Source organism: Alsobacter sp. R-9, from assembly GCF_054612375.1.
This window is the reverse complement of record NZ_JBTSWJ010000001.1, coordinates 148,619-175,417: the sequence shown is the minus strand read 5'-3', so window position 1 is coordinate 175,417 and position 26,799 is coordinate 148,619. Positions and strand designations below refer to the sequence as shown.

Here is a 26,799-nt window from a genome sequence, read left to right as displayed (position 1 = left end):
CGTCGCGGCCGGCCTGCGGGCGGGGCTTTTCGCCGGTTTCGGGCTTCTTCGTCGTCATATGCACCTCCCGCGGCCCGTCTTCGTCATGGTTTCTCTACCACTGCGCCGGTAAGCTGCAGCCTACGACGGCATGCGGTGGACCGTCGACGGGGGAAGACGCCATGACGATCCAAGAGCGCGATGCGGCGCCTGCATCGGGCGAAGGGCCCGTTCAGCCGCCGGAGTTCCGGGACGCTCTCTACGGGCGCGTGTCGCCCGCCGACCTCGACCAGTACGCGCCCGAGGCGGTCGCGCGGTTCGCGGCGATGGCCTGGGACCAGCTGTGCGAGGCGCACCCCGGCGGCAGCAGCGCCATCCGGCTGATCGACTGCGAGACCAAGAGCCACGGGCGCCTGCGCGATCTCACCGTCCTGCAGATCCTGAACGACAACATGCCGTTCCTGCTGGACTCGACCCTTGCGGAGCTGACCGAGCGCGGGCTCGACCTGCGCTTCGTCGCGCACCCCATCCTCGCGGTCGAGCGCGCGCCCGACGGCCGGCTGATCCGCTTCGCCGGCGAGGCGTCGGCCAGCGGCCAGCCGGGGACGCGGCGCGAGAGCCTGATCCAGGTCCACCTCGACCGCATCGACGACGACGGCGTCCGCCGGGCCCTCGTCGAGTCGCTGGAGAAGGTCTACGGCGACGTCCGCGTCGCCGTGCGCGACTGGGGCGCGATGCGCGGCAGGGTGGCGGGCCTTGGCTATCTCTACCGCAGCAACCCGCCGCCGCTGCCCGCTGAGGAGATCAGCGAGGCCGTCGCCTTCCTCGACTGGCTGGCGGCCGACAACTTCACCCTGCTCGGCGTGGGCGAGTACCGCTACGGCGGCGACGGCTCGGAGGAAGCGATCTCCGGGACGGGCCTCGGCATCCTGTCCGATCCCGACGTGCGCATCCTGCGCCGGGGCCGCGAGCTCGTCGTCACGACGCCCGAAATCCGCGCGTTTCTCGCCGAGCCGGTGCCCCTCATCGTCACCAAGGCGAGCGTCAAGTCGCGCGTCCACCGCCGCGTGCACCTCGACTACGTCGGCGTGAAGCAGTACTCGCCGGACGGCATCCTGCAGGGCGAGCTGCGCATCGTCGGCCTGTTCACCGCGAGCGCCTACACCGAGACGACGGCGGCGATCCCCTACGTTCGCCACAAGGCGACGCAGGTGCTCAGGCGCGCCGGCTACGACCCGTCGAGCCACTCCGGCCGCGCCCTGATGAACGTGCTGGAGAACTATCCGCGCGACGAGCTCTTCCAGATCGACGTCGACACGCTGCTCGGCTTCGCCACCGAGATCATGCGGCTCTACGAGCGCCCGCGCATCCTCGCGCTGCCGCGGCCCGACCGCTTCGACCGGTTCGTCTCGATCCTCGTCTACATCCCCAAGGACCGCTACGACAGCGGCGTGCGCCAGCGCGTCGGCGAGGCCCTCGCCCGGCTCTTCGAGGGCCGCTACTCGGCCGGCTACCCCGCCTATCCCGAGGGCCCGCTCGCCCGCACCCACTACGTCATCGGCCGCTACGAGGGCGCCACACCGGCCGTGACCGCCGCCGCCGCGACGGCCGCCGTGGAGGCCGTGGTGCGCACATGGTCGGACGCCCTGCGCGACCGGCTGTCCCTGAGCCACGACCCGACCCGCACACGCCACCTCGCGCACCGCTACGGCGCCGCCTTCTCGGCCGCCTACCGGGAGGCCGTCGATCCCGCCGACGCGGTGGCCGACATCGCCGTGCTGGAACGGCTGTCGCCCGAGCGGCGCTTCGCCGTGCGCATCACACGCCGGTCCGGCGACGGCGACGGCCGCATCGCGCTGATGATGTTCAGCCACGGCGCCAGCCTGCCGCTGTCCGAGCGCGTCCCGGTGCTGGAGAACCTCGGCTTCCGCGTGGTCAGCGAGCGCACCTACAGCGTCGCGCCCGCCGGCGATGCGACGCCCGCCGCTTTGCACGACATGGCCCTGGAGCGCGCGCGCGGCGCGAGCATCGAGCTCGACGATGCGCTGCGCGACCGTCTCGAATCCGCCCTCATGGCGGTGCTGAAGGGCGAGGCCGAGTCGGACGGTTTCAACGCACTGGTGCTCGAGGCCGGCCTCGGCTGGCGGGACGTCGCCGCGCTGCGGGCGCTGGCGCGCTACCTGCAGCAGGCACGCGTGCCGTTCAGCCAGGACTACATGGCCGCGACGCTGGCGAAGCATCCCGCCCTCGCTGCACTGGTCGTCGACCTGATTCACGCCCGCTTCGACCCCCGCCTGCCGGACGACGGCCGGGCCGACCGGCAGACGGCGCTGCGCGCCCAGATCGAGACGGGGCTGCAGGCCATCGCCAGCCTCGACGAGGACCGCATCCTGCGCCGCTTCGTCAACCTGATCGAGGCCTCCATCCGCACGAGCTTCTACCAGCTCGACCAGCACGGGCGTCCGCGCGGCACCATCGCGTTCAAGTTCGAGAGCGGGCGCATCGACGACCTTCCCCTGCCCCGGCCGCTCTACGAGATCAGCGTCTATTCGCCCCGCGTCGAGGGCGTGCACCTGCGCTTCGGCAAGGTCGCCCGCGGCGGCCTGCGCTGGTCCGACCGCCGGCAGGACTTCCGCACCGAGATCCTCGGTCTGGTGAAGGCGCAGCAGGTGAAGAACGCCGTCATCGTGCCCGTCGGCGCCAAGGGCGGCTTCGTGCCCAAGCACCTGCCGCCGCCCTCGGACAGGCAGGCCTGGATGGCCGAGGGCATCGCCGCCTACCGCGAGTTCGTCGGCACGCTGCTCGACCTCACCGACAACCTCGAGGGCGAGCGCGTCGTGCCCCCCGCCAACACGGTGCGCCACGACGGCGACGACCCCTACCTCGTCGTCGCCGCCGACAAGGGGACGGCGACGTTCTCCGACATCGCCAACGACCTGTCGCTCACGCACGGCCACTGGCTGGGCGACGCCTTCGCCTCCGGCGGGTCGCAGGGCTACGACCACAAGAAGATGGGCATCACCGCCCGCGGCGCGTGGGAGGCGGTGAAGCGTCACTTCCGCGAGATCGGCACCGACATCCAGACGACGCCCTTCACCGTGGCCGGCGTCGGCGACATGTCCGGCGACGTGTTCGGCAACGGCATGCTGCTGTCGCCGCACATCCGTCTGGTGGCCGCCTTCGACCACCGCGACATCTTCCTCGACCCGAACCCGGACACCGCCGCGAGCTTCGCCGAGCGGCGACGGCTGTTCGACCTGCCGCGCTCGTCCTGGGCGGATTACGACAAGAGCCTGATCTCGACCGGCGGTGGCGTGTTCGCACGCTCCGCCAAGAGCATCGCGCTGAGCCCGGAGGTGCGGTCCCTGCTCGGGATCGACAAGCCCGAGGCGACGCCTTTCGAGGTCATGCGTGCCATCCTGCGCGCGCCGGTGGACCTGCTCTGGTTCGGCGGCATCGGCACCTACATTCGCGCCGCGACCGAGACGGACGACCAGGTCGGCGACCGCGCCAACGATGCGATCCGCATCACCGGCGCACAGGTGCGCGCGAAGGTCATCGGAGAGGGCGCCAACCTCGGCTGCACCCAGCTCGGCCGCATCGAGGCGGCGCGGGCAGGCGTGCGCATGAACACCGACGCCATCGACAACTCGGCAGGCGTGAACACGTCCGACGTCGAGGTGAACATCAAGATCGCGCTGGCGACGCCCGAGCGCGACGGGCGCCTCGACCCCACGGCGCGCAATGCGCTGCTGGCCGAGATGACCGACGAGGTCGGCGAGCTGGTGCTGCGCAACAACTACCTGCAGACGCTGGCACTTTCGCTGTCCGAGCAGCGCGGCCGCGACGAGCTCGGCTACGCGCGGCGCCTGATGCAGGTCCTGGAGAGTGCGGGGCGGCTCGACCGGGCGGTGGAGTACCTGCCAGACGACGTGGCGCTGGCCGAGCGCGAGCGCCGCGGCGAGGGCCTGACCCGGCCCGAGCTCGCCGTGCTGCTCGCCTACGCCAAGCTCGCGTTGCACGATGCGATCCTGGCGAGCCGCGTGCCGGACGACCCGTACCTCTCGCTGCAGCTGGAGAGCTACTTCCCCCGGACGCTGTTCGCCCGCTTCCCCGACGCCATCGCGAGCCACCGGCTGCGGCGCGAGATCATCGCAACCCAGCTCGCGAATGCCGTGATCAACCGGACCGGCCCGACCGTGCTCGTGCGCCTCGCCGACCAGACGGGCGCCGACGCCGCGACGATCGCGACGGGCTACGCGGCGGTGCGCGACAGCTACGACCTCCTCGCCACCAACCGGTCGATCGACAAGCTCGACAACCGCGTCGCCGGCCCGCTGCAGCTGCGCCTCTACGGCGCGGTGCAGGACCTGCTGCTGTCGCGGATGGTGTGGTTCATCCGGCACGTCGACCTCGCCGGCGACGGGCTGGCCGCCACGGTGGCACGCTTCAGGCCGGGGATCGCCGCCGTCGAGGCGTCGCTGGCTTCCAGCCTCAGCGCCGCGCAGACCGAGGCCGCCGGGCGCCGCGCCGCCGCGCTCATGGCCGACGGCGTGCCCGAGGCGCTCGCCGTCCGCATCTCGATCCTGCCCGCGCTCTACGTCGCGCCGGACGTGGTGCTGGTGGCGGAAGAGACGGGTCAGCCCATCGCCGACGTCGCGGCGATCCACTTTGCCGTCGCGGCCCGCTTCCGAGTCGCGGAGATCGTCGCGTCGGCCCGGGACGTCCCGCTCGCCGACTACTACGACCGGCTCGCGCTCGACCGAGCGCTCGCCACCATCGAGAGCGCCCACCGGGCACTGACCCGCGAGGTGGCGGCGGGCGGCCACGGCACCGGCGCGGACGCTGTGGCGGCGTGGAGCCGAAGCCGCGGCACCGACGTGGAGCGGCTGGTGGCGAGCGTCGACGCGATCGCGGCGTCGGGGCTCACGCTGTCGAAGCTCACCGTGGCCGCGAGCCTGCTCGGCGACCTCGTGCGGCGCTGACGGAGGACACAGGAGGCGGCAGCCCGACGGACGCGAGCGCGTCGGCCTGCCGCTTCGAGACGACGTCGAGCGAGAAGTCCTCGATGGCCTCGTTGAACAGCCGGTAGAAGTTCAGCTCGGCCGCCAGGTGCAGGAACACGCCGCCGAGCCCGATCGCGGCGCGGTCCATGAACACGAACTCCTGCGGGACCGTGACGGGGCCCTTCTCCTTGAGCGCCTTGTGGACCGTGAAGGCCTCCTTGCGCCCGTACTGGCCAGGGCTGACGCCGTCCGCGATGGTGCGCACGCGGTCGTCGAGCAGCGGCCCGTAGATGAACCGGGCCCAGATGTTGAGGATCTCGATGAGCTCCTTCGTCAGCCCGCGGAACCCCCACATCTCGTAGGCGTGGACGATCCGCGCCTCGTCACCCTCGAGGAGCCCCTTGTACAGGTCCACCACGCAGCCGACGAAGCTCGGCGGGAAGATGCGGATGCAACCGTAGTCCAGCAGGTTGATGCCTGCCGGCGAGCCCTTCTCGGAGAACACGGTGTAGTTGCCGAGGTGCGGGTCGCCGTGGATCACGCCGTAGTGGCTGAACGGCAGCCACCACGCCCGGAACATGGCGGTGGCAATGCGGTTGCGGTCGGCGAGGTCGTGCTGCTTGAAGGCGAGCAGCTTCTCGCCGTCGAGCCAGCCCAGCGTCAGCAGCCGCGTGGTCGACAGGTCATCGTGGATGACCGGCACGCGCACCAGCGGCTCGTCGGCGAGCATGCGGGCGTAGAGCTTCGCGTGGCGCGCCTCGCGGTCGTAGTCGAGCTCCTCGCGGACGCGGGCCGCGATCTCCTTGGCGATCTCCGTCGTGTCGATGGCCGGGTCCATCCGCCGGTGGATGGCGAAGAGCACGTTGAGCTGGCGCAGGTCCGCCTCGACCGCCGACTGCATGTCCGGGTACTGCAGCTTGCAGGCGACGGGCTCGCCATCGAGCGTCGTCGCCCGGTGCACCTGCCCCAGCGAGGCCGCCGCGGTGGAGTGGAGGTCGAACGACGCGAAGCGCTTCTGCCAGTCGGGGCCGAGCTCCGCCATCATCCGGCGCTTGACGAAGGCCGGCCCCATGGGCGGCGCCTCGCTCTGCAGCTTGGACAACTCCTCGGCGTACTCGGGCGGAAGCACGTCGGGGATGGTCGCCATCAACTGGGCGACCTTCATGATGGGGCCCTTGAGGCCGCCGAGGGCCTGCATGAGGGCCGCGGCGTTCGACCGGTCGCGGTCGTCCATGCCGAACAGCCGCGTCCCGGCGATCCGCGCCGCCACGCCGCCCACGTTCGCTCCCACCCGCGCATAGCGCGACACGCGCGCGCTCAGGCGGTTGGCTTCCTCGTCTCGTCTGCTCATGCGCGGGATATGGGTCCGTGGGCGGTGGATGTCGACCGTCTACGCGCGCGAAGGCCCGACGGATCGAGCGGCGTCAGGCGTCCATCGCCTCGAGCTCGCCGATCAGCCGCTCGATGAGCGACAGGCCGATCTGCCAGAACGCGGGATCGCGGGCATCGAGCCCGAACGGCGCCAGCAGCTCGGAATGATGCTTCGTGCCGCCGGCCGCGAGCATGGCAAGGTAGCGCTCGGCGAAGCCGCCCTCCGCCTTCTCGTAGACGCCGTAGAGCGAGTTCACCAGGCAGTCGCCGAAGGCGTACGCATAGACGTAGAAGGGCGAATGCACGAAGTGCGGGATGTAGGCCCAGAAGGTCTCGTAGCCCGGGCCGAGGCGGATCGCCGGGCCGAGGCTCTCGGCCTGCACCTCCAGCCACGCCTTGCCGAGGTCCTCTGCCGTCAGTTCGCCCGCGCCGCGGCGCGTGTGGACGACGCGCTCGAAGCTGTAGAAGGCGATCTGCCGCACGACCGTGTTGATCATGTCCTCGACCTTCGCGGCGAGCATTGCCTTGCGAGCGGCCTTGTCGGACGTGCGGTCCAGCAGCGCGCGGAAGGTCAGCATCTCGCCGAACACCGACGCCGTCTCGGCCAGCGTCAGAGGCGTCGGCGCCATCAGCGCGCCATTCGGCGCCGCCAGCACCTGGTGAACGCCGTGGCCGAGTTCGTGGGCGAGCGTCATCACGTCGCGCGGCCGGCCCTGGTAGTTCAGCAGCACGTAAGGGTGCGCCGACGGCACGGTGGGATGGGCAAAGGCGCCCGGCGCCTTGCCAGGCCGCACGGGGGCATCGATCCACCGGTCGTCGAAGAAACGCCGGGCGATGTCCGCCATGGCCGGGTCGAAGCCGCGATAGGCGTCGAGGACCGTGTCGCGCGCCTCGGTCCAGGGGATCGTGCGCTGCTCGACCTTCGGCAGCGGCGCGTTGCGGTCCCAGTGGTTCAGCGCGTCGACGCCGAACCAGCGCGCCTTCAGCGCGTAGTAGCGGTGCGACAGGCGCGGATAGGCCTCGCGCACGGCGGACACGAGGGCCTCGACTACCTCCGGCTCGACACGGTTCGACAGATGGCGGCTCTCGGCGACGTCGCGGAACCCGCGCCAGCGGTCGGCGATCTCCTTGTCCTTGGCCAGCGTGTTGGTGATGAGCGTGAAGATGCGGAGATTGCCGCCGAGGGTCTTCGCCAGCGCCTCCGCCGCCTCCTTGCGCACCGCGCCGTCGGAATCCTGCAGGCGGTTGAGCGTGGGCTCCAGCGTCAGGTCCTCGCCGGCGACCCGGAAGGTGAGCGAGGAGATGGTCTCGTCGAAGAGGCGGTTCCAGGCCGCACGGCCGGTCACGGACTTCTCGTGGAAGAGTTGCTCCAGCTTGTCGTCGAGCTGGTAGGGCTTCTCCTTGCGGATGTCCTCCAGCCACGGGCGGTAATGGTCGAGCGGCGCCTGCGCGGCGAGCGCGTCGAGACGCGCGTCGTCGAGGCGGTTGAGCTCCAGCTGGAAGAAGAGCAGGTCCGACGAAGCCGCGGTCAGCCGCTCCTGCGCATCGCCGTAGAACTTCGCCCGGTGCGGGTCGGTCGTGTCGCCGGCATAGACGAGGCCGGCGAAGGAGATGATGCGCCCGAGGCGGTCCTCGATGCCCTCGTAGCGCTTCACCGCCTCGAACAGAGCGGCGGCCGGCTCGGGACCGGCGAGGAGCGCCTCGAGCTTGCCGCGATACCGGTCGGCGAAGGCCTTGCAGTCCTTCTCGGCGCGCTCGAGGTCGGCGAGGTACGCGGGCGAGTCCATCGACGGATAGAGATCCGCCAGATCCCACTCTGGCAGGTCGCCGAGGGCTTGGCCGCGGGAGCCGGAGCCGCCGGAGGGGGCTGTCGGGCGGGCGTGGACGTGGATCATCGGGTTCACCGGTTTCGCCGCGGGGATCATCTCCACATATCGGCACGGGCCCCGCCTGATCAATGGCCGCCCGGCCACAGGCCGTTAAAGGCTCGTTTACCGTGCCCCCTCAGGATTGCCCCGAAACGACACACTGCGTCGCCACGCCCGGGCTTCCATGACCAAGACCATCCTGATCGTCGACGACGATCCCATCCAGCGTCGCCTGCTCGACAACATGCTGCGGCGCTTGGGCTACGACACCGTCGTCGCTGAAGGGGGCGAGGAGGCCCTCGCCCTGCTGCACGGCCCTGCGGCGATTCCCGTGGATCTCGTCGTCCTCGACCTCGTGATGCCCGACCTCGACGGCATGGGCGTGCTGGGCCGCATGTCCGCGGCCGCCATCGAGGTGCCGGTGATCGTCCAGACGGCGCACGGCTCCATCGAGACCGTCATTTCCGCCATGCGCGCGGGCGCCGCCGACTTCGTCGTGAAGCCCGTCGGCGCGGAGCGGCTCAGCGTCTCGGTCAAGAACGCGCTGCGCACCGGGGCGCTGGAGAGCGAGCTGCGCCGCATGAGCCGGCACGCCGGCAACACGCTCACCTTCAAGGACCTCGCGACCCGCAGCCCTGACATGAGCCGCGTGGTCCGCCTCGCGGAGCGGGCGTCGAAGTCGACGATCCCGGTGCTGATCGAGGGCGAGTCGGGTGTCGGCAAGGAGCTGCTCGCCCGCGCCATCCAGGGCTCGTCCGACCGGCGCGGCAAGCCCTTCGTCACCGTGAACTGCGGCGCGATCCCCGACAACCTCGTGGAGTCGATCCTGTTCGGCCACGAGAAGGGCGCCTTCACGGGCGCGACCGAGCGCCACGTCGGCAAGTTCGTCGAGGCGAGCGGCGGCACGCTGTTCCTCGACGAGATCGGCGAACTGCCCCTCGACGCCCAGGTCAAGCTTCTGCGCGCCATCCAGGAAGGCGAAGTCGATCCGGTGGGCGGGCGCCGCTCGGTGCGCGTCGACATCCGGCTCATCTCCGCCACCAACCAGAACCTGATCGAGCTGGTGAAGCAGGGCCGCTTCCGCGAGGACCTGTTCTACCGGCTCAATGTCTTCCCGATCACCATTCCCCCGCTGCGCTCGCGCCGCGAGGACATCGCCGACATCGCCTCGCGCTTCGCCGCGCGCTTCGCCACCGAGGAAGGCAAGCGCATCCGCGGCATTTCCGCCGAGGCGATGGCGCTGCTGGCGAGCTACGCGTGGCCCGGCAACGTCCGCCAGTTGGAGAACACGGTGTTCCGGGCCGTCGTGCTCTGCGACGGCGACGAACTGGGCGTCGCCGAGTTCCCGCAGATCGCGGCGCAGGTCGAGGGCTTCGACGTCCGCATCCCGCCGCTGCCGGCCGTGCGGCCCGAGAGCCTCGCTCCCGTGCCCGCCGTCCATGACCCCGTTCCGACTCTGCGGGATTCGAGCCTCATGCGCCTCCTCGACGAGAACGGCGATGTTCGGCCCCTGGCCTCGATCGAGGAACAGGTCATCCGCTACGCCCTCGATCACTATCGCGGGCACATGACCGAAATGGCGCGAAAGCTCGGGATCGGACGCTCGACCCTTTACCGGAAGTTGAAGGAGTTCGGGCTCGATAGCGGCGGTGACGACCAGGCCGACGCGGCGGCGTGATCGGGAGGCTTTCCGGCAACAGCGGCGGCGAAAAGCGCATCTCCGGGATGCAGGGAGAAGCCGTGCGGCGTCGGCGTCGCTTGCGCTCGCCGAGGCCGGGGACGAGAAGATCAGGGCGGCACGGATGACGTCGATTCGGGTGGAGTGGGCGATGCAGGTTCGGCGGTTGCGTGCGGCGCTGGCGGGGGTATCCGCGGTGGCGCTCTGCGTGGTGCTGGCGCCAGCCGCCCGAGCAGATGACGCGCCGGCCCTCCGGCCGACACTCTCCGATGCCGACGTATCCACGGCGATCCCCCTGCCCGACGACCCCGTCGCGGTTCTCGCCGTCAACGAACTGGCCCCGTCGCCCTCCATCGCCATGCCGGCCCTGCCGGAGGTCGCTGACCGTCTCATCGTCGAGATGGTCGCCGGCCCGGCCGTCGATGTCGTCGTCCCGCTGCCCGACGCCTTGCCCCCGCCCGTCATCACGGCCGAGATGCCGCCGTCACCGGCCCAGGCACCGGCCCACGACGACGTCGCCGTCACCGTTCCCCTCCCCGAGGTCGCCGAGATCCTCATTGTCGACCGGGAGAAGGCCCTGCAACCGGTTGCACGCACCGAGCAAGCCTTCACGGTGCCGCTGCCTGACGAGTTGCCGTCTCGTCTCGCCGTCGAGGCCCTCGGCGCGCCGGTGGTGCTCGCGCTGCGAGATCTGGTCGGCAGCGGGCCATTGGCCCTCCCGGCCGGCCTCACGGTCGGAAGGCGGGACCGGGAGGCGCTCGTTGCGTTCTACGCCGCTCGCGAGTTTCAGCCGTTGTGGTTGCAGGACGGCGCATGGACGCCCGCCGCGCGTGCCATCGCCGGCGTGCTCGAGACGGCGGACCGCGACGGCCTCGACCCGGGCTCCTACCCGGTGCTGCATCCGGGCAAGGCTGCCGGTCCGGCTGCGCTGGCACAGGCCGAGTTCGCGCTGTCCGCCGCCGCGTTCGCCTATGCCCGCGACGCGCGCGGCGGGCGGATCGAGCCGACGCGGCTCTCCAGCCTGATCACGCCGGACCTCGACCTGCCGAGGCCCGACGAGGTGCTCGGCGCCCTGCAGGCGTCGGCAGCCCCCGACCAGGTGCTCGCCGGCTTCCAGCCCCGACACGCGGGGTATGCCGCCCTCCGCGCCAAGCTGGCGGAGCTCCGCGATTCGACGGCGGCCCTGGCGCCGCGCCTCGCCGTGGCCGACGGGCCGACGCTCGTCCAGGGCATGCAGGACGAGCGCGTGCCGGCCCTGCGCGACCGGCTCGGCCTCCCGGCCCGTGCCGACGACGTCTACGACGAGGATCTCGCCGGCGCCGTGCGCGCCTTCCAGCGCGCGCGGGGTCTTCCGGCCTCGGGTCGGCTGGACCGGCGAACGGTGGCGGCGCTCGACGACACGCGCGGCGGCGGGTCGTTCACGGCGGCCGACATCGTGGCCAACATGGAGCGCTGGCGCTGGCTGCCGCAGGACCTCGGCGAGCGGCACATCATCGTCAACCTGCCGGAGTTCACGCTGCGGCTCGTCGAGGAGGGGCAGGTCATCCACCGCACGCGGGTCATCATCGGCAAGACGGAGACGCCGACGCCGGTCTTCTCGCACGCGATGGACCACGTCATCGTCAATCCCTACTGGAACATCCCGCCGTCGATCCTGCGCAAGGAGATCCTGCCGAAGCTGAAGGAGGATCCCGACTATGCCGCCAAGCGCGGCTACGAGGTGATCCGCCGCGGCAACTCGATCTCGGTGCGCCAGCCTCCGGGCGAGCGCAATGCGCTCGGCTTCATCAAGTTCATGTTCCCCAACCAGCACGCGGTGTACCTGCACGACACGCCGACCCGGAACCTGTTCGCCAACGAGCGCCGGGCCTACAGCCATGGCTGCGTGCGGGTGGAGCAGCCGTTCCGCCTCGCCGAGTTCGTGCTCGGCGACCAGGGCTACACCGAGGAGCGGATGCGGGCGATGATCGGAAAGGGCGAGAGGACGATCCGCCTCAAGACCCCTCTGCCCGTGCACCTGACCTATTTCACCCTGACGGTGGACGAGACCGGCCGCCTGCGCCGCGTCGACGATCTCTACGGCTACGACGGCAAGGTGAAGACGGCCCTCGGCGTCGGGGCGGACGGCCGGCGATTCGCGCAGTTGAAGCGCGCGGAGCCCTGACGCTCTCGGTCGAGCGACCGGCGCCGCGGCCCGGCCGCGGCCGGAATTTCGCCACCATTCCGGCCTACCCGATGCCCACTCCGACGGCAGGCGGACGCGCGCTTGCTCCCCCCGGTCGGACGACTATGGTCGAGTCGCTGGGCGCCGGAGGGGGCTTAAGGTGCCATTAACCGTTTTGCGCAAGCTTCTGTTCAGCATGGCAGCGATCCTGCCACGATCCGCGCTGGCCCGCGCCGCATCCGTGAGTTGACGTTTTGGTTCGCACACGCTCCCGGCGTACCGTCCGCACCCCGTCCCGCTGGACGTCGATGATGGTGCCCTGCCTCGGCGCCGCCGTCGTGCTCGCGGCGGGCACGGGCCGTGTCGGAGATGCGGTCGCGAACGGCGAGACCCGGACGCTCGAGGTCTACCACACCCACACCAAGGAATCGGCGTCGATCACCTACAAGAAGGGCGGGTCGTTCGACAAAGCCGCGCTGGAGAAGCTGAACTGGCTCCTGCGCGACTGGCGGCGCGACGAGCCGACGTCGATGGACCCGCGCCTGTTCGACATCGTGTGGGAGGTCCGCCGGGCCGTGGGCTCCCAGGAGCCGCTGCACATCGTCTCCGCCTACCGGGCCCCCGAGACGAACGCCATGCTGCGGCGCCGCTCGCGTGCCGTCGCCAAGCACTCCCAGCACATGGAGGGCAAGGCGATGGACTTCTACCTGCCCGACGTCTCCATGGGGCAGGTTCGCGAGATCGCCCTGCGCATGCAGCGCGGCGGCGTCGGCTACTACCCCACGTCGTACAACCCGTTCGTTCACCTCGATGCCGGCAGCGTCCGCCATTGGCCGCGCATGTCCCGCGACCAACTGGCCCGTCTCTTCCCGGACGGAAAGACCGTGCACATCCCCTCCGACGGCAAGCCGATGCCGCGGTACGAGGAGGCGGCGGCCGAGATCGAGGCGGGCGGCGGCTCCGTCTCAGCCTATGCCGATGCGGGCGACGAGGGTGGCCTGTTCTCGACCCGCCGCGGCAAGAGCTTCTTCGCAGCCCTCTTCGGCGGCGCCGACGAGGAGGAGGACGTCGCGCAGGCCCAGGCGACACGCGCGCCGCAACGCCAGGCGGCACGCCGCGACACCGGGCAGCAGCAGCTCGCGGCCTACACGATGTCCGGCACCGGCGACGACTACGGACGTCCGGTCTTCTTCGCCAACACGTCGGTCCGCCCGACCGAATCCGTCCCGGTCGCCGTACCGCGCCGCGTGACAGCGCCGCCTCCCGAGCCGGTGACGACCGCTGCCGCACCGGCCGCCGCGCCGGTTCCTGCGCCCGCCGCCGAGAGCGCGCCGCGGCAGGTATGGCAGACCGGGCCCTCCGGTGCGCCGCTCGTCGAGGCACCCGTCGCCTCCGTCCCGCTGCCGCTGGCGCGGCCGACCGATATCGCCGGCCTCACCGCCTTCGCCAACGTACCGATGCCGCCGGCCCGCCCGGTGGAGATCGCTGCTCTGGGCGCCGGTGCCGCCGCCGCCGTGGCGGCGATGCCGCCGCTCCAGCAGGCACAGCCCGCGGCGCCGGTCACGCTCACCTACGCCAATGTGCCGCTGCCCCCCATGCGGCCGGCGGGGGTCGGGACGGCCGCGATCGTGCAGGCCGCCCGCACGTCACCGGCCGCGCCGGCGCCGACGGCTCCTCCCGTCACGCCGCCGCCCGCGCCCGTCACCACGGCCGCCCGGGAACCGGCGCCGGGTCTCACCGCCGGGACCCTCGACCGGTCGGGCCTCAAGGCGCTGTTCGCGACCGCCAGCATCAGCGGTCCTGCCGAACCCGGCGGGCGACAGATGGTGGCCACCGCGAAGACGCGCCCGGCCGACCGTGACCTCTCGGGCCTGACCAACAGGCCGAGCGCCGCCGTGGCCAACGGCTTCAATCCGCCTGCCGCCGGCGACCTCGCGACGGACCGCTTCACCGGGCCTGCCGTGAAGCCGCTGCCGGTGCACCGGTTCACGCCGGCGCAGTAGCTCAGCGCGGCGCGGGCCTCGCCCGCAGGAACGCCCTCATCGTGAACGCAGCCTGCGCGGCCGATGGCGCGCCATCCTGCCCGATCGGGCATGCGCCGCGCGCGAGGCAGCCATTGGTCTTGCACGTTCCGTCCGGGTCCGCGCTGACGTGGGCCACGCAGGCGTCGACATCGTAACCGTTGCCGGTGAACGCACCGACCGGACAGGCCGAGAGGCACGGGCGCCCGACACAGGTCTTGCACGGATGCCCGGCGCGCGGCGGCAACGCCGCGAGGTCGAGGCGAGCGGGCAAAGCCACCGCCCCGCGATAGCTGTGCCAGAGCCCCCAGCGGGGATGCACCAGCAGGCCGATCGGCGAGGGGTGCACGTCCTCCGCGCGTCGGGCCCAGCGCTGGAAGGGGTGATGCGGGGGACCGCCGAACGGGAACAGCGGAACGCCGCCGCACGCCTCGGCGATCGCCCCGATGACGCGGAGAGACCAGCGGTCGAGGGGATCGGGCAGGCCATCGCGCGCCTCGGTCGACAAGGCGAAGCGGTCGAAGCCGCGACGGCCGACGAAGCCGAAGAGGACGAGCGTGCCGCAGGGCTGCCCGTCGGAAAGCGGCGGAACGTCGTCGGCGACGCCGGGGTGGAAGGCGCCGCGCATCACGAGGCCCTGCGCCGTGACCAGCGCCTCGATCGCGTCGAGGCCGGCGGGAGAGGGCGCCGGGGCCATCACCGCGGGTCCGGATCGGACCGGCCGATCAGGCCATGCCCAGCGCTTCGAGGTAGAGCTCCATGATGGCCTCCTCCTCCTTGCGCTCCGCGTGGTCCTTCTTCCGGATCGCGACGATCTTGCGGATGATCTTGGTGTCGAACCCGTTGGCCTTGGCTTCCCCGTAGACGTCCTTGATGTCGTCGGAGAGCGCCTTCTTCTCCTCCTCGAGGCGCTCGATCCGTTCGATGATGGCCTTGAGCTGGTCGGCGGCGATGGAGTTGTCCATGGAAAAGGCCTCGTCGAAGGTCACGCACGGGGAGCATCCGTGTCGAGCAAAGCCGACCGGGGGTCAAGCCGCAGCCGGCCCGTGGAACACGCGGCCTGTGGATGGCGGGGATGATGCCTATCCGCGCCGCCGTCCCGTGCGCGTGGGGTGCGGCTCGACGCGGAATAGCGACGGGTCGCCGCGCACCGCCTCCCAGGCATCCGCGAGACGCCGGGCCCAGTGCAGCGCCCCCGCCTCTTCGCCGATCAGGTCCTGGCGCACCTCGATCAGGGCATTGGCGAGGCCACGCCGCGTGGCGTGACGGTTGACGGTGTCGCCGGCCAGGGCGCCGTCATAGGGCTCGTTGTCGCCCACCACCACGTCTCCCGGGTTCGCCAGGGCCTCCAGCAGCGGGCGGGGCAGACGCGGGTCCGCGTCCCACAGCACCGTCACGTGCCAGGGCCTGGGAACGCCCTTCCACGACGGCGTGAAGGAATGGATGGAGAGCAGGCACGGGGGCACGCCGGTTGCCAGCGCCGCCTCGACGACCGCCCCCACCGCCCGGTCGTAGGGGCGGTAGAACCGGTCGAGCCGGCGCTCCACCTCGTCGGCGCCGGCATGGCGGTTACCCGGCACGATGGCGCCGTCCGAGAGCTTCATCACCAGCGTCGGGTCGTCCGGTCCCCGGTTCGGGTCGATCAGCAGGCGGGAGAAGGTGCTCAGCACCGCGGGCGCTCCCGTGAGCCGCGCCAGCTCCCGCGTCACCGCGGCCGCGCCGATATCGTAGGCGATGTGTCGCTCCAACTCGTGGGGCGGCAGGCCGAGCGTGCCGTGCTCCGCCGGCATGGCGTTCGAGGCATGATCGCAGATCAGCACCAGCCCGCCCGACAGGGTGCCGGGCACCAACTGCACCGCGGGGTGATCGAAGAGACCGGCTTGGGTGAGGCTGGCTGTCACGGTGCGACTCGCGGACGGATCGACGGGCACGGGCGCGCGAACCATAGTGACGATGCGCCGGCCATGCCATACGACAGGACGAAACGACGGGGCGATACGGCGGGAGAGGACGACGCATGGCGGACCGGATGCAGCAGCGGGCGCTCCTGCGGTCGCTTTACGACGCCGCGGTCGAGCGGGCGCATCCGTCCTCGTGCCTGCCGCCGCACCTGCCGGCACCGCCGCCCGATGGACGGATCGTCGTGCTCGCGGCCGGCAAGGCCGCCGGCAGCATGGCGGCAGTCGCGGAGGCGTACTACGCGCGTGAGTACGGCCTCGGCCCCGACCGACTGGTCGGCCTCGCCGTCACGCGCGTCGGCTATGCCGCGCCGACGCGCTGGATCGAAATGATCGAGGCCGGACACCCGGTGCCGACCCAGGCCGGAATCGACGCCACGAAGCGCACGCTCGACCTCGCGTCGGCGGCGACGGCCGGCGACCTCGTGCTCGTGCTGCTCTCGGGCGGCGGCTCGGCCAACTGGATCGCCCCCGCCGGCGACCTCGACCTCGCCGGCAAGCAGGCGATCACCCGCGCCATGCTGCGCTCCGGCGCCTCGATCGGCGAGATCAACACGCTGAGAAAGCGCCTCTCGCGCATCAAGGGCGGACGCCTCGCCGCCTGCGCGGCGCCCGCCCGCGTGCTCACGCTCGCCGTGTCGGACGTGCCGGGAGACGATCCTTCGACCATTGCGTCCGGCCCCACCGTGCCGGACCCGACGACCACGGATCAGGCCCGGGCCATCGTCGCCCGCTACGGCATCGCCCTGCCCCCTGCCGCACGGGCGCTGCTCGACGACCCGGCGAACGAGACCCCGAAGCCGGGCGATCCGGCCTTCGCCCACGCGGAGTTCCGCATCGTCGCCCGCCCGCGCGACAGCCTCGACGCCGCCGTGGCCGCGGCCCGGGCAGCAGGCTACGAGACCATCGACCTCGGTGCGGACCTCGAAGGCGAGGCCCGTGACGTGGCCGCCCGCCACGCCGCCATGGCGCGCGACCATGCAGCGGCCGGACGGCGCGTCGCCATTCTGTCCGGCGGGGAACTGACAGTCACGATCCGCGGCCACGGTCGCGGCGGGCCCAACCAGGAGTACGCCCTGGCACTCGCGCTCGCGCTGGACGGCGCCACGGGCATCGCGGGAATCGCCGGGGACACCGATGGAACGGACGGCGGGGGCGGCGATCCCGACGACCCGGCCGGCGCGATCGTCGACGAGACGACGCTCGCCCGCGCGCAGGCGGCCGGCCTCGATCCCGCGGCGCGTCTCGCCGACAATGACTCAACCGGTTTCTTCGAGCCACTCGGCGACCTTCTCGTGCCCGGACCCACCCGGACGAACGTCAACGACCTGCGCGTGGTGCTGGTCGGTTGACTTCGACCTTCGTTGAACGGCACAAACGCCGCAGTTGGATCGTTTCGATATCCGCAGAAGCGCGGTCGGAGCGGTCTGCGACCGGCCTCGAACCGAAGTCCGCCGACTCATGATCCCGCGCAGCGCACTCCTTCTCCTCCTGCTGCCCCTCGCCGCCACGCTCGCGCCGCGGCCCGCGCTGGCGGACCTGCGTCTGTGCAACATGACGCAGAGCCGCGTCGGCGTGGCGATGGGGTACCGCGACGGTCAGGGCTGGCTCTCGGAGGGCTGGTGGAACCTCAAGCCCAACGAATGCGAGACGATGCTGAAGGGGCCGCTCGCGGCCCGCTTCTACTACGTGTTTGCGCAGGACTACGACCGCGGCGGCGAGTGGAGCGGCAAGACCTTCATGTGCACGCGCGACAAGGAGTTCACCATCCGCGGGGTGGAGGACTGCCTGGCGCGTGGCTTCGACCGCACAGGCTTCTTCGAGATCGACACGGGCGAGCAGAAGAACTGGACGGTCCAGCTGACCGATCCGGCCCGGCCGGCCCCGCGCGCACCGTGACACCCCCGAGCCCCCGGAGCCGACGATGAGACGCCTTCGCCGCGTGAAGATCCTCGCCACGCTCGGCCCCGCGACGGCCGACCGCGAGGCGATCCGCCGCCTGCACGAGGCGGGCGCCGACGTCTTCCGCATCAACATGTCGCACGCCTCACACGATGGCATGCGCGAGCGCGTGGCGATGATCCGCGACGTGGAGCGCGAGGTGGGGCGCCCCATCGGCATCCTCGTCGACCTTCAGGGACCGAAGCTGCGGGTGGGCGAGTTCGCGGACGGCGCTGCCGTGCTCAAGAACGGCCAGACGTTCGTGCTCGACGCGGTGAAGACGCCGGGCGACGCGACGCGGGTGCACCTGCCCCACCCGGAGATCCTGCGGACCCTGGAGCCGGGCCACACGATCCTCATCGACGACGGCAAGCTGCGCCTGCGCGTGATCGAGGCCACGCCGAAGAAGGCCGTGACCATCGTCGAGGTCGGCGGGCGGATTTCGAACCGCAAGGGCGTGAGCCTGCCCGACACCACGATTCCCGTCTCGGCCATGACGCCGAAGGATCGGTCGGACCTCGAGGCCGCGCTCGACACCGGCATCGACTGGGTGGCCCTCTCCTTCGTCCAGCGTCCCGAGGACGTGGCGGAAGTGCGCAAGACGGCGCGCGGCCGGGCGGCGGTCATGGCCAAGATCGAGAAGCCGCAGGCCATCAGCCGCCTCGAGGAGATCATCGAGATCTCCGACGCGCTGATGGTCGCGCGCGGCGATCTCGGCGTGGAGATGCCGCTGGAGAAGGTGCCCGGCCTGCAGAAGCGGATCACGCGCACAGCGCGCCGCATGGGCAAGCCGGTCGTCGTCGCGACTCAGATGCTGGAGTCGATGATCAGTTCGCCGGTGCCGACCCGCGCCGAGGTGTCCGACGTCGCCACCGCCGTGTTCGAAGGCGCCGACGCCGTGATGCTGTCGGCCGAATCGGCCTCCGGCCAGTTCCCCTACGATGCGGTGGCGACGATGAACCGGATCGCTGAGGAGGTGGAAAGCGACCAGGTCTACCGCGCCATCATCACCGCACAGCGCGCGGCTCCGGAGCCCACGGGCGCCGATGCCATCGCGGTGGCCGCCCGCGACGTCGCCGAGACGCTCGACCTCAAGGCCGTCATCGCGTGGACGGCCTCGGGCTCGACCGGCCTGCGCATCGCCCGCGAGCGCCCCCAGCCGCCGATCCTCGCGCTGACGCCCAACATCTCGACAGCCCGGCGGCTTGCCCTGGTGTGGGGCGTGCACGCCCTCGTGACGGACGATGCGCGCGACATCGACGACATGGCCGACCGCGCCTGCCGCATCGCCGCCGCGGAAGGCTTCGCGGCGACGGGCCAGCGCGTGATCATCGTGGCCGGCGTCCCCTTCGGCACGCCCGGCGCCACCAACATGGTGCGGATCGCCTTCGTCGGCCCCCAGCGCTAGGGGTGGGGCGGCTACCGGAGTCCGGCCTGCGCCCCGGCTCCGCGCTGGAGCACGTCGTCGACGGCGCCCACGACGACGTCCGTCTCGACATGGTGCGGCATGTGACCGACGTCGGGCAGAAGCACGAGGCCCGCCCCCGGCACCTGCCGCGCGATCGCCTCCGAATGGAGGACGTGCGAGGTGACCGTGTCCTTCTCGCCGTGGACGGCCACCGTCGGTACGCGGATCCGGTCGTACTCCCGATACTGCGCCTCCACGTGCCCCAGCAGCGCCGCCACGTCCTGCGCGTTGGCGCGGAACTGCGAGGGCCGCAGGACGAGCGGGATGCCGGCCTTCTCGGCATAGCCACCTACCGGCGACTGCGGCGCGAAGCTGCCGCGCACGCCGGAGTCGAGCAGAAGCCAGCCTGCCAGCGGCGCGAGTGTCTGCGTGAAGACCGTCCCCACCACGGGCAGGGCGGCGACCGTGTAGTACCAAGCGATGCCGCCCGGCCACGGGTGCGTGACGGGGGACACCAGCACCAGCCCCTCGACGAAGTCGGCGTGGTCGAGCGCGAGACGCGTTCCCACCACCCCCGCCAGGGAGTGTGCCACCACCACGACGCGCTTCGCGCCAGCCGCCTCCGCCGCCTGCCGGATAAGCCGCGCCTGCCGTTCGGGTGCCGCGTCCTCGCGGCCGCCGGGCCTGTCGCTCCAGCCGTGGCCCGGCCGGTCGACGGCCAGCACCCTGAGCCGCCGGCCGAGCGGCTCACCCAGCGCGAGCATCATCTCGGCGGCATTTCCAGATGCACCGTGGATCAGGAGGATGGTCGGCGCGTCGGTGTCCGTCGGCCCCGCCTCCATCACATGCAGCTGACCTCCATCGACCGGGACGCGCCGGCCTAGCGGGGGGTGCTTCGATTCGATGTGCCAGACGAGGCCCTGCACGCCGGCCGCCATCGCCGCCGCGAGCACGACGAGGGTCAGGACCATGCGGGGCACTCTCCTGGCAGGGCGGGGCTGGACGGAACTCTCGGGCATGGCGGGGGCTGCGAACCGGCAAGGTGACGTCAGCCCATACTCCGCAGCACAGCCGTCAGATGTCGCGTCCCTCGTAGTCCGGGGCGAGCCGCTCCACGGCGGACTTCACTTCCGGCATGTGCGGGTTGATCGCGAGCGCCTTCTTGAAGGCCTCGTAGGCCTTCTTGTCGTCGCCGTTGTTCTTCAGGATCATCCCGAGCCCTGCGAGCGCCCCGAAGTGCCGCGGCTCCCGGGCCAGGACCTGCTGCAGGTCAGCCATCGAGCGCGTGTTGTCGCCCATCATGAAGAACACGGTGGCACGCTTGTTCCAGCCCTCGGCCCAGTTCGGCTGCAGGACCACGACCCGGTCGAGAAGCTCGATCGTCAAGGGCTGGTCGCCACTGCGCAGGGCCTCGAGCGCCCGGTCCATCAGCAGGTCGGCCGTGTCGCTGCCCGATCGCATCCAGCGCCGCTGGATGGCGTCGGCGATTCCCTTGGCCTCGTCCTCGGTCTTGGCGCGCTGCAGGCGCTCGAACAGGTCGTCGAGCGTCGTGGGCCGCACCGAGGCGTTCGGCGCAGGCTTGCGACCCTGCTGCTGGGTCTGCTGCGACAGCGCGGCCGTCGACCCGGCCGAGAGGCCAAACACGACGGCGAGGGCAAAGGCGGGACCGGCGATCCTCATACCCCAAAGTGTAGGGCAGCCGTTCCGTCTGTCAAAAACATCGCCGCTCACAGCTTCGGGAGGGGCGATCCACAAACGAAAAGGGGCGCCGCGAGGCGCCCCGTCATCCCGTTCCCGGGATGGAAACGTCAGCCCTGACGCGCCTTATAGCGCTTCTGGGTCTTGTTGATGATGTAGACGCGGCCCTTGCGGCGCACGATCTGGTTGTCGCGATGGCGCTCGCGCAGCGACTTGAGAGAGTTGCGGATCTTCATCGGTCTGGTTCCGGAAAACGGGTCGGCCGACGAAGATGCCGGCAGTCGGGGGTCTACTAGAGAGAACGCGCGGGAAAATCAAGCCCGCCGTCAGGCGGCCGCGGCGACGACGAGGGTCGAGGAGGCGGCCGCGATGAAAGGACCGTTGCGGTAGTCGTCCTCCGACTTGGCGTAGAGGAAGGGTTCCCCGTCCGGCGTGAGCACGACGCCGCCGGCCGCGGTCAGGACGGCGTGGCCCGCCGCGGTGTCCCACTCCATGGTCGGGCCGAACCGGGGGTAGAGGTCGGCGTCACCCTGCGCGATGTAGCAGAACTTGAGAGAGGACCCGGCCGTCCGGACCTCGTGGATGCCCAGGCGCGCCAGGTAGGCATCGGTCGACGCGTCCCGATGGTTGCGGCTGGCGAAGGCCACAAGCCGCTTGCGCGGGCGCCGCACCTTGATCAGCTTCCGGTCGCCTGCCGCGGAGGCTGGCCGGCCGGGTTCGAGCGAGGACACGTGGGCATCCGCCCCGCCGGTCCACAGGCGCCCGTGAGCCGGAGCGAAGACGACGCCCGTCACCGGTGTGCCGTTGACGACGACGGCGAGGTTCACCGTGAAGTCGCCGTTCTGCGCGAGGAACTCCCGCGTGCCGTCGAGCGGGTCGATGAGCACGAAGGCGTCGAAGTCGGTCACCTTCGCCGTCGGCGCGCTCTCTTCGGAGATCACGGGAAGGCCGGGCAGCAGCCGCCTCACGGCCGCCGTAAGGATCGCGTCGGCCTCCTGGTCGGCGATGGTCACGGGACTGCCGTCGGCCTTTTCCGTCGGCCGGCACGTCCCGTAATGCGCCATGATGGCCGCACCCGCCGCCGAGGCGGCGTCAGCCAGGCCGGAGATGAGGGAGGGCGAACGGAAATCGAGCACGCTTGCCTCGCGACGTTACCGACCGCAGCCGGAAACATCCGTCTTGATCAATCACAAATTGTCGCGACGTTTGCGCGTCGCCTGCACCACCACTAAACCCTAGGTTGTTAATACAGTGACCCTGCTCTTCTGGATGCAGCCGGTCACGACTGGCAAAATCACGGTGAATGTCACGTTAGTCATAACGGCAGGTGACGTCGAGCGGTAAACGGGTCTTTACGGTCAAGTCAACGCTCCTCCGAACCCCTCCCCGGCGGCGGAGGGTGAAAGCCTGACGAGACGCGAGTCTGCCACTGCGGCCTGCCGGTGCTTCACGGCCTCCCGGTAGACCGGATCGCGCAGCATCGTCGCGAACGCCTCGACGGACGGATACTCGGCGACGAAGCATTCGTCCCAGTTCTCTTCCGCCGGTCCGATGAGCATCAGCTCGAACTGGCCCCGCCAGACGATCCGCCCGCCGAGGCGGGAGAAGACCGGCTGGCTTTCCCGTCCGTAGGCCGCATAAGCCTCGGCCCCGGAGGTGACACGCCCGTCGGGGTAAGCCGCCGTCTCGCGGAACCGGACGAGGTTCAGCATGTGGATCGGCCCCGGGCGGTCCAGCGCGCGAAAAGCCGCGAACGTCTCGCGGGAGGGATCGACATGTCCCGTCAAGGGATTCTCCTGGCGTCTCGGCCGCAGGGTCGCCGGCCGGTGCTGCCTTGGTGTCGCCGATGCCGGTCGGCAGGTCCATAGCAAACGACCCCGGGTTCGGTGGAACCCGGGGTCGAGCGCAACGGCCTTCGCCGCTGGAAAATGGTGGGCGCGACAGGGATCGAACCTGTGACCCCTACGATGTCAACGTAGTGCTCTCCCGCTGAGCTACGCGCCCGGCTGCCGGACGAGCCGGCTGCGAGGTGACGGGGATATACCGGCAGGATCGGGGGATGGCAAGCCGCTTGGCGAGGTTGCGCGAGCCCCGGTTCAGGCGGCGAGCAGCTTCTCCACCTCGGCGACGAGATCGCGCAGGTGGAACGGCTTGGAGAGGACCTTCGCCTCCTTCGGCGCCTGCGAATCGGGGTTCAGGGCCACGGCCGCGAAGCCGGTGATGAACATGACCTTGATGTCGGGATCGAGTTCGGTGGCGCGGCGCGCCAGCTCGATGCCGTCCATCTCCGGCATCACGATGTCCGTGAGAAGCAGTTCGAACGGCTCTTCGCGCAGGCGATGGTAGGCCGAGAGGCCATTGTCGAACGAGGCCACCTGGTATCCGGCGTTCTCGAGCGCCTTCACGAGGAACCGGCGCATGTCGTTGTCGTCTTCCGCGAGGAGGATCCGCGGGGCGGGAAGCGTCTCAGGCACCATGTCGAACTCCGATGTCGCCCGCCATTAGGACCCGTCTGGGTAAAAAAGCGGTGAAAGTGTTAACGCGTAAGGACGGGGCATGGCAGGATCGTGGTGCCGCGTGGACACGGACCCGCCCGCGCGGCACACTGGTCCACCGCGAAACGGAAGGTTCTCGCCGCCGATGCCAGCCCCCACGGCCAGCGACTTCGACCCGCCTTTCGAGATCGTCGAGCCCCACGTCGTGTCCACGGCGCTGGTGTTCAACTCCCCGCATTCAGGGCGGACCTACCCGCGCGCCTTCATCGAGGCCTCGCGGCTCGACCCGCTGACCCTGCGACGGTCCGAGGACAGCTTCGTCGACGACCTCATCGCCGGCGTCGTCAGCCGCGGCGCGCCGCTGATGAAGGCTCACTTCCCCCGTGCCTATCTCGACGTCAACCGCGAGCCCTACGAGCTCGACCCGCGCATGTTTGAGGGTCGGCTGCCGCCGTTCGCCAACACGCGCTCGATGCGGGTCGCGGGTGGGCTCGGCACGATCGCCCGCGTCGTCGGCGACTCGCAGGAGATCTACGCCCGCCGGCTGCCGGTCGAGGACGCGCTGCTGCGCATCGAGCTTCTCTACAAGCCCTATCACCGCGCGCTGCAGCGTCTGCTGCAGCAGACGCACCGCCGGTTCGGGATGGTGGTTCTCATCGACTGCCACTCGATGCCGAGCTCGCAGGGCGGACGTGACGATGCGGGCCGGGCGGACTTCGTGATCGGCGACCGCTACGGCACGAGCGCCAACGGCCTCTTCGCCGACATCCTCGACGAGAGCCTGCGCGGCCGCGGCTACGTGGTCACGCGCAACAAGCCCTACGCCGGCGGCTTCATCACGGAGCATTACGGCAACCCGGCGTCCGACTTCCATGCCCTGCAGATCGAGATCAACCGCGGCCTCTACATGGACGAGCGCCGCCTGCAGCGCACCGCCAACTTTTCCACCGTCGCCGCCGACCTCATGCACACGGTGGAGTCGCTGATGGCGGAGGTCGACCTGCAGCTCGGCGGCGGCAGGCTGGCCGCGGAATAGCAGCGCAAGAAAGAAAAAGGCCGCCTGACTGACGTCGGCGGCCCAAGTCTAGGGAGGAAACGCCCAAGGAGGGCATGCGCGGGACGCAAGAGCATCACCGCACCGCATCAATATGGCACCGCAGCGCACAAAAGGCAAGCATTGCTGTCCTATGTGAGAGCGTGAGCCAAGCCATTGCGAGGACAGCGTTATCGATCGATGAACCCGGGCAGGCCCGCGCGGGATGCATGACTGAACGGCGAATCTCTCAGCACGCCCCCGTCAGCGCATGGCGCGTCGGGCCGGCTCATCCGGACGACACGAGGTTGCCGGAAGCGCAATTTCCCTGAGCGGCAGAATCCTCTATGGACCCGCCAAGGCTCAGCAGGAACTGGACGACATGACGGCCGTTGACTTCGCCGCCTTCGTGGACGACCTCGCCGGAGTATCCGGCAAGGCCATCCTTCCTTTCTTCAGGACGGCCATTGCCGCGTCCGACAAGTCGAAGGGCGTCGCGTTCGACCCCGTCACCGAGGCGGACCGCGCGGGCGAGGCCGCGATGCGCCACCTCATCAAGCGCACCTTCCCCTCGCACGGCATCGTCGGCGAGGAATACGGCGACGAGCGCAAGGACGCGGAGTTCGTGTGGGTGCTCGACCCCATCGACGGCACCCGCTCCTTCATCTCGGGCCTGCCGGTCTGGGGAACCCTGATCGGCCTGCTACGCAATGGCTCTCCCTGCTTCGGCATGATGCACCAGCCCTTCACCGGCGAGCGCTTCTCGGGCGACGGCGGCAGCGCCACATGGCGCGGCCCCGGCGGGACGCGCACCCTGCGCACCCGGCCCTGTGCCAGCCTGTCGGAGGCGACGCTCTCGTCGACCAGCCCGCGGCTGTTCACGGGCAAGGACCTCGAGGCCTACGAGCGGGTCGAGAGGGCCTCCAAACTCACGCGGTTCGGCTACGACTGCTACGCGTACTGCATGCTCGCCGCCGGCCACATGGACGTGGTCATCGAGACGGGCCTCAAGTCCTACGACATCGTCGCCCTGGTGCCGATCATCGAGGGCGCCGGCGGAGTGGTCACGACCTGGAGCGGCGGCCCGGCCGCCGAGGGAGGCGCCATCGTGGCCGCGGGCGACCCCCGCGTGCACGCCGAGGCCCTGGCGCTGCTCAACCGCTGACCGGTTCGCCCGCCGCGGCGCCGGCGGCCTCGACGCTGTCCTCGGCATCGTTCGCCGTCGTGCGCGGCGGGGTCTCTCCCGGCACGAAGGCGTCGAAGGCCGCCCAGAACAGGGCCCGGACCGGGTCGCGCTCCATCAGGATCTCGTGCTCGGCGCCGGCGAGAGCAAGGCAGCGGCCGGCCTTGAGACGGGCGCAGAAGCGCTCGACCAGGGGCGTCTGCGTCACCCGATCGACGGCAGGCACGACGCTGAGGATCGGCGTCCGGATCTGGAGCGGATAGTTGGGATCTCGGAACGGATCCATGGACCTGAAGGCCGCGTGGACCCATCCGATGGTCGGGTCGCCAAGGCCGAGCGACGGCGCGACGGCGATCAGGTCGCCCGTCCGGGCGTAGCGCTGTGGATCGCGCGTCAGGGGATTGTCCTCGAACGGCTTCGTCGCGACGGCGGTCTCTCCGCCTGCAGGAATGAACGCCCCACCGAACCCCATCACGTCGAGCGCGGCGGCGAGCAGGCGGGCGCCCCGCGGCCGGCGCAGGCCGGCGATGCCGAACATCGGCGCCGTGAGCACCGCGCGATCGAAGAGATCGGGCGTGCTCGCCAGCGCATGGACCAGCACGGTTCCGCCCATGGAGTGGGCGAGCGCGAAGTGAGGTTGCGGCGCTCCGGCGAGAACCGTCGCGGCCACGGCACGCAGGTCCGCCTCGTAGTCGGCGAAGTCGTCGACGTGACCCTTGCGCGGATTGGCGAGGAGCCGGTCAGAGCCGCCCTGCCCTCGCCAGTCGAACGCGACGACGGCGAAGCCGCGCCGGCGAAGCTCGGCCACGACCTCGAAGTACTTCTCGATGAACTCGGCACGCCCCTGCAGCAGGCAGACCGTTCCGCGCGTGCGGCGCGACGTCGGCCGCCAGCGCGCCACGCGCAGGCGAACACCGCCGGCGCTGGTGACGCTCGTCACGGAGGCCTGCGACGGCACGGGCACGTGGGGAAGCGAGGCGAGTTCCATTCGGGTTG

At 70.7% G+C, this 26,799-nt stretch carries 21 protein-coding genes and 1 tRNA gene; 9 read left to right on the top strand and 13 right to left on the bottom strand.

Annotated features, from left to right (window positions below):
* Nucleotides 1-161: 161 nt before the first annotated feature.
* On the top strand, nt 162-4,964 hold the full coding sequence (locus tag ACX9GQ_RS00820; protein ID WP_459627624.1) for an NAD-glutamate dehydrogenase: 4,803 nt from the start codon (nt 162-164) through the stop codon (nt 4,962-4,964).
* Here ACX9GQ_RS00820 and ACX9GQ_RS00815 read toward each other — a convergent pair.
* The gene (locus ACX9GQ_RS00815; RefSeq protein ID WP_459627623.1) at nt 4,921-6,336 is read right to left on the bottom strand and encodes an ABC1 kinase family protein; all 1,416 of its coding nucleotides are present in this window, start codon (nt 6,334-6,336) and stop codon (nt 4,921-4,923) included. The two genes, ACX9GQ_RS00820 and ACX9GQ_RS00815, sit on opposite strands and share 44 nt — an antisense overlap.
* Before the next feature lie 73 nt (nt 6,337-6,409).
* A complete protein-coding gene (locus tag ACX9GQ_RS00810; protein ID WP_459627622.1) occupies nt 6,410-8,251 on the bottom strand; it encodes a M3 family oligoendopeptidase in 1,842 nt (613 codons plus the stop codon).
* Nucleotides 8,252-8,408: 157 nt separating this feature from the next.
* Between ACX9GQ_RS00810 and ACX9GQ_RS00805 the strand changes: the two genes are divergently transcribed.
* The 3 genes from ACX9GQ_RS00805 to ACX9GQ_RS00795 all read left to right on the top strand — a co-directional run bounded on the left by ACX9GQ_RS00805 (nt 8,409) and on the right by ACX9GQ_RS00795 (nt 14,069).
* Nucleotides 8,409-9,902: a sigma-54-dependent transcriptional regulator gene (locus tag ACX9GQ_RS00805; RefSeq protein WP_459627621.1), complete on the top strand. Its 1,494-nt coding sequence runs from the start codon at nt 8,409-8,411 to the stop codon at nt 9,900-9,902.
* Between the two features lie 124 nt (nt 9,903-10,026).
* Nucleotides 10,027-12,066 (top strand): L,D-transpeptidase family protein, encoded by a 2,040-nt coding sequence (locus ACX9GQ_RS00800; protein ID WP_459627620.1) that lies wholly within the window; start codon nt 10,027-10,029, stop codon nt 12,064-12,066.
* Nucleotides 12,067-12,374: 308 nt separating this feature from the next.
* On the top strand, nt 12,375-14,069 hold the full coding sequence (locus ACX9GQ_RS00795) for a DUF882 domain-containing protein (RefSeq protein WP_459627619.1): 1,695 nt from the start codon (nt 12,375-12,377) through the stop codon (nt 14,067-14,069).
* A gap of 1 nt (nt 14,070) precedes the next feature.
* Here the strand turns inward: ACX9GQ_RS00795 and ACX9GQ_RS00790 are convergent, their stop codons facing one another.
* From ACX9GQ_RS00790 to ACX9GQ_RS00780, 3 genes are all read right to left on the bottom strand, one after another.
* Nucleotides 14,071-14,784, bottom strand: coding sequence for a ferredoxin (locus tag ACX9GQ_RS00790; RefSeq protein ID WP_459627618.1), 714 nt, complete (start codon nt 14,782-14,784; stop codon nt 14,071-14,073).
* A gap of 28 nt (nt 14,785-14,812) precedes the next feature.
* On the bottom strand, nt 14,813-15,052 hold the full coding sequence (locus ACX9GQ_RS00785; protein ID WP_459627993.1) for a DUF2312 domain-containing protein: 240 nt from the start codon (nt 15,050-15,052) through the stop codon (nt 14,813-14,815).
* A 117-nt stretch (nt 15,053-15,169) separates the two neighbouring features.
* Nucleotides 15,170-15,988, bottom strand: a complete 819-nt coding sequence (locus tag ACX9GQ_RS00780) for an N-formylglutamate amidohydrolase (protein WP_459627617.1) — start codon at nt 15,986-15,988, stop codon at nt 15,170-15,172.
* A 116-nt stretch (nt 15,989-16,104) separates the two neighbouring features.
* Here ACX9GQ_RS00780 and ACX9GQ_RS00775 point away from each other — a divergent pair, with 116 nt between their 5' ends.
* The 3 genes from ACX9GQ_RS00775 (at nt 16,105) to pyk (ending at nt 19,394) form a co-directional block, all read left to right on the top strand.
* The gene (locus ACX9GQ_RS00775) at nt 16,105-17,397 is read left to right on the top strand and encodes a glycerate kinase type-2 family protein (RefSeq protein ID WP_459627616.1); all 1,293 of its coding nucleotides are present in this window, start codon (nt 16,105-16,107) and stop codon (nt 17,395-17,397) included.
* A 109-nt stretch (nt 17,398-17,506) separates the two neighbouring features.
* The gene (locus ACX9GQ_RS00770) at nt 17,507-17,944 is read left to right on the top strand and encodes a DUF1036 domain-containing protein (protein WP_459627615.1); all 438 of its coding nucleotides are present in this window, start codon (nt 17,507-17,509) and stop codon (nt 17,942-17,944) included.
* A gap of 25 nt (nt 17,945-17,969) precedes the next feature.
* Complete coding sequence (gene pyk, locus ACX9GQ_RS00765; RefSeq protein WP_459627614.1) at nt 17,970-19,394, top strand: pyruvate kinase; 1,425 nt, start codon at nt 17,970-17,972, stop codon at nt 19,392-19,394.
* A gap of 11 nt (nt 19,395-19,405) precedes the next feature.
* On the opposite strand, the gene ACX9GQ_RS00760 is transcribed toward pyk, so the two are convergent.
* The 7 genes from ACX9GQ_RS00760 to cpdR form a co-directional block, all read right to left on the bottom strand.
* Complete coding sequence (locus ACX9GQ_RS00760) at nt 19,406-20,365, bottom strand: alpha/beta fold hydrolase (RefSeq protein ID WP_459627613.1); 960 nt, start codon at nt 20,363-20,365, stop codon at nt 19,406-19,408.
* A gap of 103 nt (nt 20,366-20,468) precedes the next feature.
* Complete coding sequence (locus ACX9GQ_RS00755) at nt 20,469-21,074, bottom strand: tetratricopeptide repeat protein (protein WP_459627612.1); 606 nt, start codon at nt 21,072-21,074, stop codon at nt 20,469-20,471.
* Nucleotides 21,075-21,202: 128 nt separating this feature from the next.
* On the bottom strand, nt 21,203-21,328 hold the full coding sequence (ykgO, locus tag ACX9GQ_RS00750; RefSeq protein ID WP_106334813.1) for a type B 50S ribosomal protein L36: 126 nt from the start codon (nt 21,326-21,328) through the stop codon (nt 21,203-21,205).
* A 90-nt stretch (nt 21,329-21,418) separates the two neighbouring features.
* Nucleotides 21,419-22,228 (bottom strand): 3'(2'),5'-bisphosphate nucleotidase CysQ, encoded by an 810-nt coding sequence (cysQ, locus tag ACX9GQ_RS00745; protein WP_459627611.1) that lies wholly within the window; start codon nt 22,226-22,228, stop codon nt 21,419-21,421.
* A 222-nt stretch (nt 22,229-22,450) separates the two neighbouring features.
* Entirely contained in the window at nt 22,451-22,879 is a 429-nt protein-coding gene (locus tag ACX9GQ_RS00740; protein ID WP_459627610.1) for a DUF1330 domain-containing protein, read from the bottom strand.
* A 142-nt stretch (nt 22,880-23,021) separates the two neighbouring features.
* Nucleotides 23,022-23,096: transfer RNA gene (locus ACX9GQ_RS00735), tRNA-Val, on the bottom strand.
* A 92-nt stretch (nt 23,097-23,188) separates the two neighbouring features.
* Nucleotides 23,189-23,569, bottom strand: coding sequence for a cell cycle two-component system response regulator CpdR (cpdR, locus tag ACX9GQ_RS00730; RefSeq protein WP_459627609.1), 381 nt, complete (start codon nt 23,567-23,569; stop codon nt 23,189-23,191).
* Between the two features lie 163 nt (nt 23,570-23,732).
* On the opposite strand from cpdR, the gene ACX9GQ_RS00725 reads away from it, so the two are divergent.
* Nucleotides 23,733-24,623 carry an N-formylglutamate amidohydrolase gene (locus ACX9GQ_RS00725; protein WP_459627608.1) on the top strand — a complete coding sequence of 297 codons (891 nt, stop codon included), beginning with the start codon at nt 23,733-23,735 and terminating at the stop codon, nt 24,621-24,623.
* Between the two features lie 379 nt (nt 24,624-25,002).
* Nucleotides 25,003-25,785, top strand: a complete 783-nt coding sequence (gene hisN / locus ACX9GQ_RS00720) for a histidinol-phosphatase (protein ID WP_459627607.1) — start codon at nt 25,003-25,005, stop codon at nt 25,783-25,785.
* Here the strand turns inward: hisN and ACX9GQ_RS00715 are convergent.
* Nucleotides 25,775-26,791 (bottom strand): alpha/beta fold hydrolase, encoded by a 1,017-nt coding sequence (locus ACX9GQ_RS00715; RefSeq protein ID WP_459627606.1) that lies wholly within the window; start codon nt 26,789-26,791, stop codon nt 25,775-25,777. The genes hisN and ACX9GQ_RS00715 overlap by 11 nt on opposite strands.
* Nucleotides 26,792-26,799 lie beyond the last annotated feature (8 nt).

What these genes read in the sequence shown, in the direction of transcription:
- ACX9GQ_RS00790 (WP_459627618.1), bottom strand. Translation starts at nt 14,784, where the DNA reads ATGGCCCCGGCGCCCTCTCCCGCCGGCCTCGACGCGATCGAGGCGCTG.
- ACX9GQ_RS00760 (WP_459627613.1), bottom strand. Translation starts at nt 20,365, where the DNA reads ATGGTCCTGACCCTCGTCGTGCTCGCGGCGGCGATGGCGGCCGGCGTG.
- ACX9GQ_RS00785 (WP_459627993.1), bottom strand. Translation starts at nt 15,052, where the DNA reads ATGGACAACTCCATCGCCGCCGACCAGCTCAAGGCCATCATCGAACGG.
- hisN (WP_459627607.1), top strand. Translation starts at nt 25,003, where the DNA reads ATGACGGCCGTTGACTTCGCCGCCTTCGTGGACGACCTCGCCGGAGTA.
- ACX9GQ_RS00810 (WP_459627622.1), bottom strand. Translation starts at nt 8,251, where the DNA reads ATGATCCACGTCCACGCCCGCCCGACAGCCCCCTCCGGCGGCTCCGGC.
- pyk (WP_459627614.1), top strand. Translation starts at nt 17,970, where the DNA reads ATGAGACGCCTTCGCCGCGTGAAGATCCTCGCCACGCTCGGCCCCGCG.
- ACX9GQ_RS00815 (WP_459627623.1), bottom strand. Translation starts at nt 6,336, where the DNA reads ATGAGCAGACGAGACGAGGAAGCCAACCGCCTGAGCGCGCGCGTGTCG.
- ykgO (WP_106334813.1), bottom strand. Translation starts at nt 21,328, where the DNA reads ATGAAGATCCGCAACTCTCTCAAGTCGCTGCGCGAGCGCCATCGCGAC.
- ACX9GQ_RS00820 (WP_459627624.1), top strand. Translation starts at nt 162, where the DNA reads ATGACGATCCAAGAGCGCGATGCGGCGCCTGCATCGGGCGAAGGGCCC.
- ACX9GQ_RS00805 (WP_459627621.1), top strand. Translation starts at nt 8,409, where the DNA reads ATGACCAAGACCATCCTGATCGTCGACGACGATCCCATCCAGCGTCGC.
- ACX9GQ_RS00725 (WP_459627608.1), top strand. Translation starts at nt 23,733, where the DNA reads ATGCCAGCCCCCACGGCCAGCGACTTCGACCCGCCTTTCGAGATCGTC.
- ACX9GQ_RS00800 (WP_459627620.1), top strand. Translation starts at nt 10,027, where the DNA reads ATGACGTCGATTCGGGTGGAGTGGGCGATGCAGGTTCGGCGGTTGCGT.
- ACX9GQ_RS00775 (WP_459627616.1), top strand. Translation starts at nt 16,105, where the DNA reads ATGGCGGACCGGATGCAGCAGCGGGCGCTCCTGCGGTCGCTTTACGAC.
- ACX9GQ_RS00715 (WP_459627606.1), bottom strand. Translation starts at nt 26,791, where the DNA reads ATGGAACTCGCCTCGCTTCCCCACGTGCCCGTGCCGTCGCAGGCCTCC.
- ACX9GQ_RS00770 (WP_459627615.1), top strand. Translation starts at nt 17,507, where the DNA reads ATGATCCCGCGCAGCGCACTCCTTCTCCTCCTGCTGCCCCTCGCCGCC.
- ACX9GQ_RS00755 (WP_459627612.1), bottom strand. Translation starts at nt 21,074, where the DNA reads ATGAGGATCGCCGGTCCCGCCTTTGCCCTCGCCGTCGTGTTTGGCCTC.
- cpdR (WP_459627609.1), bottom strand. Translation starts at nt 23,569, where the DNA reads ATGGTGCCTGAGACGCTTCCCGCCCCGCGGATCCTCCTCGCGGAAGAC.
- ACX9GQ_RS00795 (WP_459627619.1), top strand. Translation starts at nt 12,375, where the DNA reads ATGATGGTGCCCTGCCTCGGCGCCGCCGTCGTGCTCGCGGCGGGCACG.